Genomic DNA, 8,340 nt, shown 5'->3' with positions numbered 1-8,340 from the left:
TTAGATGAGGCGGATTTAAATTTTACGACGGGAGCTACCTGGTCGGTAGTGACCGAGTAAAATTTAAATCCAACGAAGTACGAAGGAAAAAGACAAGCCGCAAATCTAGAAATTTATTGGTTTATGACGTCATAATACGACGGTATCACCGGCGTCAGCAAATCATCGCTTATCTTAAAATCCTTTTTCGTGTTGCTTAACGTGATTTTGATTTTATTGCCGAGCTTGTCCTCGTAGTCGATCCTTGTCGGGATGTAGTTTTTGACGGTGATTAGATACTCTACGCCGTCGTATTTGGCCTTGTAGAGCGTGTCGGTGATCTTAACCGCGTTTCTAACGACGTCGATCAAATTCGGCGCCTTTTCAAATTTAGAGATGATCGCTTGCTCGAGCGTATCCTCGATCACGACGACGCGGTTTTTATCAAAGTAGATTTTTTTAGGCGTCGGGCGCTCGTAGATCCAGTAGGCGCGGTTATTGCTTTTTGCGTAAAATTTACCGAAATAATCGACCGTTTCGTTCTCGCTCGTGATGGTTTGCACGAAGTCGCTTTGAAGCGTGACGAAATTTAACGTAACTGCGAAAGCCGAGGCGCAAAAGAGCAAAAATGCTAAAATTTTTTTCATATATTTTCCTTTACCCGGCAAAATTCTAGCTAAGTTTAAATAATAAAATGTTAAAATCCAAACTTTAATAAAATTTAAAGGCTAGAAATGATAACGGCGTTTATGCAAAAGATATTCGGTACGAAAAACGACAGGGAAGTAAAAAAATATTTTAGACGAGTCGCCTATATAAACTCGCTTGAAAGCAAATATCAAGCGATGAGCGACGATGAGCTAAAGGCTAAATTTAACGAATTTAAAGCACAGGTGCAAAACGGCGAAAAAAGCCAGGACGAACTGCTAGACGACGTGTTTGCCATCGTGCGCGAGGTCGGTAAAAGGACGCTAAATATGCGCCATTTCGACGTTCAGCTAATCGGCGGCATGGTACTAAACGACGGCAAGATCGCCGAGATGAAAACGGGCGAAGGTAAAACCCTCGTAGCAAGCTTGCCCGTCGTTTTAAACGCAATGAGCGGCAAGGGCGTGCACGTCGTGACCGTAAACGACTACCTCGCCAAACGCGACGCGACGCAAATGGGCGAAATTTATAAATTTCTAGGCCTTAGCGTCGGCGTGATACTAGGCGGAGAATACGACGACGCAGCGCGCAAAGCGGCATACGATAGCGATATCACGTACGGTACGAATAATGAATTCGGCTTTGACTACCTACGCGATAATATGAAGATGGATTTCAAAGATAAGGTGCAAAGAGAGCATAACTTCGTCATCGTTGACGAGGTCGATAGTATCCTCATCGACGAGGCCAGGACTCCGCTCATTATCTCGGGTCCTACGAATCGCACGCTAGACGGCTACATCAAGGCAAACGAAGTCGCGCGCCAGATGAAGCGCGGCGAACCGCCTGCGACTCCGCAAGAAAAGGCCACGGGCGACTTTGTCGTTGATGAGAAAAACCGCACGATAGCGATCACCGAAGAAGGCATCTCAAAGGCTGAAAAGCTCTTTGGCGTGGCAAATCTCTACGACATGGAAAACGCGATTTTGAGCCACCACCTAGACCAAGCTCTAAAAGCGCACAATCTCTTTGAAAAGGACGTTCACTACGTCGTTCGTGACGGGCAAGTTGTCATCGTGGACGAATTTACGGGGCGTCTTAGCGAAGGACGAAGATTTAGCGAGGGCTTGCATCAGGCGCTCGAGGCTAAAGAGGGCGTAAAGATCCAAGAAGAGAGCCAAACTCTAGCAGATATTACATTTCAAAACTATTTTAGACTTTACAAAAAACTATCGGGCATGACGGGTACGGCGCAGACGGAGGCGACCGAGTTTTCGCAAATTTACAAGCTTGATGTCGTATCGATCCCGACAAACGTGCCGGTAATCAGAAAAGACAACAACGATCTCATATATAAAACCGAAAATGAGAAATTTAAAGCCGTGATCGACGAGATCAAAAAAGCTCACGACCGCGGTCAGCCCGTACTTGTGGGCACCGCCTCGATCGAAAAGAGCGAAAAGTTGCATAGCTTACTCGTAAAAGAAAAGATCCCGCACTCCGTGCTAAACGCTAAAAATCACGAAAAAGAAGCCGAGATCATCGCTCAAGCCGGCGCTCGCGGCGCGGTTACTATCGCGACGAATATGGCCGGACGCGGCGTAGATATCCGTATCGACGACGAGGTGCGAAACCTAGGCGGTCTATACATCATCGGCACTGAAAGGCACGAAAGCCGCCGTATCGACAACCAGCTGCGAGGCCGCTCGGGGCGTCAGGGCGATCCTGGAGTGAGCCGCTTTTACCTAAGCCTTGAAGATAACTTACTTCGGATATTCGGCAGCGACCGCATAAAAGCGATAATGACGCGCCTTGGTATCGAAGAGGGCGAAAGCATCGACTCGAAAATGGTCACTAGAGCCGTCGAAAATGCGCAAAAAAAGGTCGAAAGCCTGCACTTTGAAGCGCGAAAACACATCCTCGAGTACGACGACGTCGCAAACGAGCAACGAAAAACGGTGTATAAATTTAGAAACGAGTTGCTTGATCCAAATTTTGAAGTCGGCGAAAAAATCAAACAAAATCGCGCCGAATTTGTCGAGCATCTGCTAGCTCAGGCTGAAATTTACGCAGGCGAGCCAAAGAGCGAATACAATCTCGAAAAACTAAGCTCCGTGATAATCTCAAACGGCGCGTTCATGCAGCCAGATGATCTAAAAGATCTCGACTATGCCGAGCTTGCCGAAAAGATAACGGCTAAATTTGAGGCTGACTACGAAGAAAAAATGGGCGTCATAGGCGCCGATCAGCGCAGATACCTAGAAAAGGTGCTTTGCCTGCAGGTGTTAGACACCGCATGGCGCGAGCATCTATATCAGATGGACATCCTAAAAACCGGCATCGGACTGCGCGGCTACAATCAAAAAGATCCGCTAACCGAGTATAAAAAAGAGAGCTTTAATCTCTTTATGGAGCTCGTTAGTCGCATCAAATTTGAGAGTATCAAGATACTAACGGCCGTGCGCCTAAGCTTCTCCGAGCCTAGTGAGTCTGCGCCGCAAGAAGCTCAAGATAGCGAGACCGTCGGTGCACCTGAGAGTGAAGAAAAGCCTGGTAAAAAAGTATCGCGAAACGACCCATGCCCGTGCGGAAGCGGCAAAAAATACAAAGACTGCCACGGCAAGAGCGGCCCTAAAAAAGGAGCTTTTGCGGAGGATTGGGATAAAATTTAGCTTTGGTGTTTTGGCGGCGGTTTGCTAAATTTAGCATTTAAATTTGCCGCCTTTTTGTAGCGGTGCAAAATCGTAACGTAAATTTAAAACGCCCGGAGTTTGCAAGCGGTTTAAAAATTTTACGTCAAATTTTCACGGATATTCAAATTTGAATTTTAGCTCGCGCTTGGCGCAAATTTAAACAAGACAGAGCGACGCGAAAGTAGCGAGCAAACCAAAGCCCAAATTTAAACAACGGAAAATCAAATGAGCCTAACCAAATATCTACTTTTTAAATATCTACGGTTTGATAAAACCCAGCCATTTATCATGCTTTCGGCGCTGCTAGCATTTCTAGGTGTGGGCGTCGGGCTCATGGTGCTCATCGTTGCGATGGCGATCATGAACGGCTTTGACAAGGAATTTGAGCGCAAACTTTTTACCATGAACTACCCGATCACGATCCTCTCCGCTATCCGCGGCAACATCGACGAGAGCGACGTTAGCGAACTAAAACAAAAGTTTCCGAATCTCAAATTTAGCCCATATATCATGAGTCAAGTTATCATAAAGGGGGCGAATAGCTTTGAGGGCGGACTGCTTTTTGGCGTAAATTCAGCCGACGAAAAGCAGATAAACTCGGTCGTGGCAGCCGGTCTTGGTGACCGCGAGCTAGACGGATACGGATTGCTAGTAGGGCAAGGCGTCAAAAACGAGATGATGATAAACGAAAATGACAAACTCACGCTCATTTTTACCAAAAATGACCCGAGCGGCTTTGCTCTAACGCCTAAAATGAAGCGCTTTGAAGTCGTGAGCTCGTTTAGCTCGGGGCTTGTGGCCTACGATAAAAGCTATCTATACACGAGCGTGGAGGCGCTGCGTAAGATACTTGAGTACGATGAGGGCAAATTTGACGGCATACATGTGTTTTCAGACGATCCGTTCGCCGATATCGAAAAGATCTCGCGCGAGCTACGGCTAGGACAAAAAGCCATCGGCTGGTGGCAGCAAAACGGCAACTTTTTCTCCGCTTTGGCGCTTGAAAAACGTGCGCTTTTCATCGTTTTGATGCTCATCATCCTGGTTGCCTCGCTAAATATCGTAAGCTCGCTGCTCATGACCGTCATGAACCGCCGCCAAGAGATCGCTCTACTACTCTCGCTGGGCGCTAGCAAGGCCGAGATCAAAAAGAGCTTTTTTGCGCTGGGAGCCACGATAGGCGGAGGCGGGATAGTGTTTGGACTCGTGCTCGGGCTCTTTGGCGTGTGGCTGCTCGGTAGCTTTGATATAGTAAATTTGCCCGCAGACGTTTACGGTAGCGCGAAGCTTCCTATGGAGTTATCTTTGCTTGATCTTGTTATGATTTTGGTCGGAGCGGTCGTTATAGTGGCATTTTCGTCGTTTTACCCTGCTAAAAAAGCCGCGCAAATAAACGTACTTGAGACGCTTAGGAATGAATAAATCGGCATTTTAGCCGAAATGCTTTTGGGTTAAATTTGAGCGAATAAAAATTTGCTGTTTTGACCGCGCTGGCTCGTCTATTTTTTGAATTATATAAAAAGCGGCGAAATTTTATTTATATAAAAATACGCCGCTTTAAATTATTTTCGTTCGAGTTTTTATTCTCGTGCGTGTAAATTTTTAAATTTAAGCCGCCGTCGGCGTCAAATTTGCCCTCCAAACTAGAAATTGTACATCGTGTAAGGTATCCGCAACCAAGTAGTAGCCGTAAGTTTGCCTATGTTTTTTATACTGCAACGGTTGCTAAATTTACTTACGTCATTTAGAAAAGCTATGCTTAAGGTTGGTGCTTATGCTAAATTTACGCCATATTTTGCTGCTATTTTGAAAGTTATTATATTAATTTGCAAGCAAAAATTTGAGACCCTTTAAGATATAATGCTCAAAATTTAATCCAAATTTGGGGAGAAAAATGACGAATTTCGAGTATGCGCGCCGCATTGACGAGGCTGCAGGGCTGGATCTTGATTTAGATTGCAAAGAGATAGATCTGCAGGATAAGTTTTACGGACTTTTTCAGTGCTTTATGCCCGATGGCATCGGTATAGAAACGGTGTTTGCGCCGCTGCAAAACGGCACCGAGCTGCAAGCGCGCATAATGCCGATCTACACAGCCACGGCGTAGCAGACGCAAGAGGCGTTTGGTCGGGGCGTGGCGCCGGGGTATTTTTGTCCACCGCAGGATCCGAAATTTGATGACGAAGGACTTAAGAGCCTAGCTTTAGCGCACGTTCGAAATTTAAAAATTTTTGCCGAGTTTCTCGGCAATGACGAGCTTTTAAAAATGCTTGACGAAATAAAATCCGCGCGCGTGCAGGAGAGCTCTGATCTCGCAGATCACGAAGGTGGGCTTGCGGACGCCTTATGCGGGGCGAGTGGATGATAGATTCGCCTAAGCTTGATGTGAAGCTATGGGTGCTCAGCGAGGCGTACTATTCGATCGACTGCGACTACCTTCTGTCGGCGTATTTGCAGTATCCAAACTACGCGCAAAGGCCACAAGAGGACTTTTTAAAGCCCTATTTCGAGCTATATCTAGCGGGGCGGAAGGTCGCGTTTGAGCAGAGTCAAGTCGTGGTTTTTATGCGCTAAATTTACGCAGACAAGGAAACTAAATGCAAACGGACGCTTTTGGCCGGCTAAAATTTGAGCTCTGCGAATACCTAAGGCTCTATGATATGGGACTAAAAGCTGGCAAACGAGTATCTAAAGGGCACCGTTGGTAAATTTAAAAGCGAATTTAGCCAGACGCAGCGGAACTACGCACTGGGTGAGCTCTGCTGCGAAATTTTAGACGAAAGCAAAAGCGAGCTAAAAAATCTAAAAAACCGCGGCAACGGCGAGCTGCCATTTCGGCTCGGCGAGCTAGTCGGCGAGTATCTAAAAGGGTGCTGCGACGCAGGCGAGATGCCGCATCTACGCTGGGCGCATCAGATTTACATGCGCGGTTTGCATGAGCTTGGTGGGGACGAGCTTTTGCGCCGTGCATACCGCCATGAGCGCTGCGACGAGCGAACTGTGGAGCTATACTTTTGCATGCTACTAGACGCGCTAGACTGGGGTGCGCACCACTTTCCAGATGGCTGCCTGATCGAGCGCTCATACTATGAGCAACTAACCCGCGAAGCTCGTGACGCAAGATAAAAACACGAGATAAGCGCGCGGCTAAATTTAGAGTTTGAATACTTCGTAAAGCTTTACGAATGTTATTTTGAGTTTAAGTCTCGCGGCGGCAAGGTTGATTTTTACGTGCTGTGCGAAAAGGCGAGGCTAAATTTCGCGCCTGCAAAGTCTTTTTATTATGAGTAGCGAGCGTTCACTAAATTTGACTATAAATTTGAAACGAGCGCCAAATTTGTAGCTCAAAATTTGGCGTTTAGTTGGCCACAAACGATACGCCAAATTTTAAAATTTAAGCAAATGTGGCTCGGTTTAAATTTTGATTCAAATTTTATCCGCGCGCCACAGCTCGGCAAACGCTCAAATTTACGCCTACGCCGCTATATTTTGCAGATTTTCAAAGCTAAATACGTTTAGCCCGTTTTTGTATTCGTAGCTTAGAGTTAGCTTATGTGCTTTGATTATATTTTCGACGATGTAGAGTCCTAGACCGAAGCTCTTTTGCGCGCTTTCGCCCTTGGTAAAAGGCTCGACGTAGTGGCGTAGTTCCTTCGACAGCCGCTCGCCTTCGTTGATAAATTTGATAGATTCGCGCGTGATCGTGATATTTACGTGCTTATTGGGGGAGTATTTTAGCGCGTTATCGATCATATTTTTGGCGGCGATCGCTAGTAGCTTAAAGTCTGCATTTAGGCTCACGTCCTCTAGCTTACTGATCGTGACCTGTCCGGGATCGACCATCGCGATATCCAGAGCCTCGTCGATGACGTCGTCGATACGGCAAATTTTGGTGTTATTTAGCGCGATGTTTGACGTGACTTGCTCGACGGCGGCAAATTCGTTTATGAGATTTTCGAGTTTTATAAACACCGACACGAGTCGCTCTTGGTTTTTGCTTTTTTCGATCATTTCGGCGGCGAGGCGGCCTTTGGTGATCGGAGTTTTTAGCTCGTGCATTATGTTTCTTAAAAATAGCTTGCGCGACGCGTTTAAGCTTTTGATCTGGCAAACCGCGTCGTAAAAAGCCTCTGCAACCTCGGAAATTTCGTCGTTACCGCTGCTGACGTTTTGCACTTCGTCGATCTCGCCCGCGGCAAATTTAGCTATCTGGCGTTTTAGTTTTCTTAGCGGTTTTAGCTTCCTGATAACAAAAACGTAAGCGGCCAAAAGTATGATCGCGACTAGCGAAAAGATGATCTTGATGATGTCGTAGCGGTAGGGCTGGTAGTCATTATCCTTTAAAAGCAGGATTTTATCGACGTGCTGGACTTTTAGATAGTGGTGATTTTGATAGATCATGATGGCGCTAGAGCCGATGTCCGCGGATATCTCCTCAAGCACGGTTGCATTTGCTAGGATCTCCTCTTTTTGCTGTTCGTTTGTGATCTCAGGCATCTTAAAGTCGCCCGTTTGACGCTCGTATTCTTTTTCGTTTATGATACCGCTCATCAAAAAGAGCTGATTTCTAGCGATCGTGGAGTATTTGGCGTTTAGCTCGCGCGCGTAGTTTTGCTTGTCGTAGTCCATCAGCCACAAAAACGCGAGAAATATGCTCGTAAGCGCAAGCGCGAAGATAAAAGTGATAGTGTAAAAAACCGATGAGCGTTTCATTTGCAGGCTTTAGCTCAAATTTACTGCATGAGCTTGTAGCCGATGCCGCGGATGGCGTGGATATATTTTGGCTCTTTGGGGTCGTCGCCTAGCTTGCCTCTGATGCGGCCGATAATGACGTCGATGCTCTTGTTTGTCGAGTCCTCGCTGATGCTCGCGCAGTTGTAGATAAACTCCTCGCGTGTGATGGCGCCGCCTTCTTTTTGAAGCATGTATTTTAGGATGTCGTACTCCGCTGCGGTCAAATTTAACGGCTCGCCTTTTAGCGTGATGACGTGTTTAAAGTCGTCCACCGCGATATCTTTTT

Annotated in this window: 9 protein-coding genes; 6 read left to right on the top strand and 3 right to left on the bottom strand. The window is 46.6% G+C overall.

Annotation, left to right across the window (positions count from 1 at the left end; genetic code table 11):
• Positions 1 to 113: 113 nt before the first annotated feature.
• Positions 114 to 626, bottom strand: a complete 513-nt coding sequence (lolA, locus tag Q0314_RS01130; protein WP_298055570.1) for a LolA-like outer membrane lipoprotein chaperone — start codon at positions 624 to 626, stop codon at positions 114 to 116.
• 87 nt (positions 627 to 713) lie between these two features.
• Here lolA and secA point away from each other — a divergent pair, with 87 nt between their 5' ends.
• From secA to Q0314_RS01100, 6 genes are all read left to right on the top strand, one after another.
• Positions 714 to 3,299: a preprotein translocase subunit SecA gene (gene secA, locus Q0314_RS01125; protein ID WP_298055567.1), complete on the top strand. Its 2,586-nt coding sequence runs from the start codon at positions 714 to 716 to the stop codon at positions 3,297 to 3,299.
• 246 nt (positions 3,300 to 3,545) lie between these two features.
• Positions 3,546 to 4,742, top strand: a complete 1,197-nt coding sequence (locus tag Q0314_RS01120) for an ABC transporter permease (protein ID WP_298055563.1) — start codon at positions 3,546 to 3,548, stop codon at positions 4,740 to 4,742.
• Between the two features lie 472 nt (positions 4,743 to 5,214).
• Positions 5,215 to 5,427: a hypothetical protein gene (locus Q0314_RS01115; RefSeq protein ID WP_298055561.1), complete on the top strand. Its 213-nt coding sequence runs from the start codon at positions 5,215 to 5,217 to the stop codon at positions 5,425 to 5,427.
• A 27-nt stretch (positions 5,428 to 5,454) separates the two neighbouring features.
• A complete protein-coding gene (locus Q0314_RS01110) occupies positions 5,455 to 5,685 on the top strand; it encodes a hypothetical protein (RefSeq protein WP_298055559.1) in 231 nt (76 codons plus the stop codon).
• On the top strand, positions 5,682 to 5,894 hold the full coding sequence (locus tag Q0314_RS01105; RefSeq protein ID WP_298055556.1) for a sodium:solute symporter: 213 nt from the start codon (positions 5,682 to 5,684) through the stop codon (positions 5,892 to 5,894). The genes Q0314_RS01110 and Q0314_RS01105 overlap by 4 nt, the downstream gene beginning before the upstream one ends.
• 315 nt (positions 5,895 to 6,209) lie before the next feature.
• Positions 6,210 to 6,446, top strand: a complete 237-nt coding sequence (locus tag Q0314_RS01100) for a hypothetical protein (RefSeq protein WP_298055553.1) — start codon at positions 6,210 to 6,212, stop codon at positions 6,444 to 6,446.
• 348 nt (positions 6,447 to 6,794) lie between these two features.
• Here the strand turns inward: Q0314_RS01100 and Q0314_RS01095 are convergent, their stop codons facing one another.
• Positions 6,795 to 8,033, bottom strand: a complete 1,239-nt coding sequence (locus Q0314_RS01095) for an ArsS family sensor histidine kinase (RefSeq protein WP_298055551.1) — start codon at positions 8,031 to 8,033, stop codon at positions 6,795 to 6,797.
• Between the two features lie 20 nt (positions 8,034 to 8,053).
• Positions 8,054 to 8,340: winged helix-turn-helix domain-containing protein (locus tag Q0314_RS01090; protein ID WP_298055549.1), on the bottom strand; the 287-nt coding region annotated here is incomplete at its 5' end.

The sequence above is a fragment of the uncultured Campylobacter sp. genome (assembly GCF_938040115.1).
In the GTDB taxonomy this organism is placed as follows: Bacteria; Campylobacterota; Campylobacteria; order Campylobacterales; family Campylobacteraceae; genus Campylobacter_A.
This window is presented reverse-complemented; position numbering and strand designations above follow the sequence as displayed.

Coding starts and splice junctions, on each gene's coding strand:
- lolA (WP_298055570.1), bottom strand. CDS start 626: ATGAAAAAAATTTTAGCATTTTTGCTCTTTTGCGCCTCGGCTTTCGCA.
- Q0314_RS01095 (WP_298055551.1), bottom strand. CDS start 8,033: ATGAAACGCTCATCGGTTTTTTACACTATCACTTTTATCTTCGCGCTT.
- Q0314_RS01100 (WP_298055553.1), top strand. CDS start 6,210: ATGCCGCATCTACGCTGGGCGCATCAGATTTACATGCGCGGTTTGCAT.
- Q0314_RS01105 (WP_298055556.1), top strand. CDS start 5,682: ATGATAGATTCGCCTAAGCTTGATGTGAAGCTATGGGTGCTCAGCGAG.
- Q0314_RS01115 (WP_298055561.1), top strand. CDS start 5,215: ATGACGAATTTCGAGTATGCGCGCCGCATTGACGAGGCTGCAGGGCTG.
- Q0314_RS01120 (WP_298055563.1), top strand. CDS start 3,546: ATGAGCCTAACCAAATATCTACTTTTTAAATATCTACGGTTTGATAAA.
- secA (WP_298055567.1), top strand. CDS start 714: ATGATAACGGCGTTTATGCAAAAGATATTCGGTACGAAAAACGACAGG.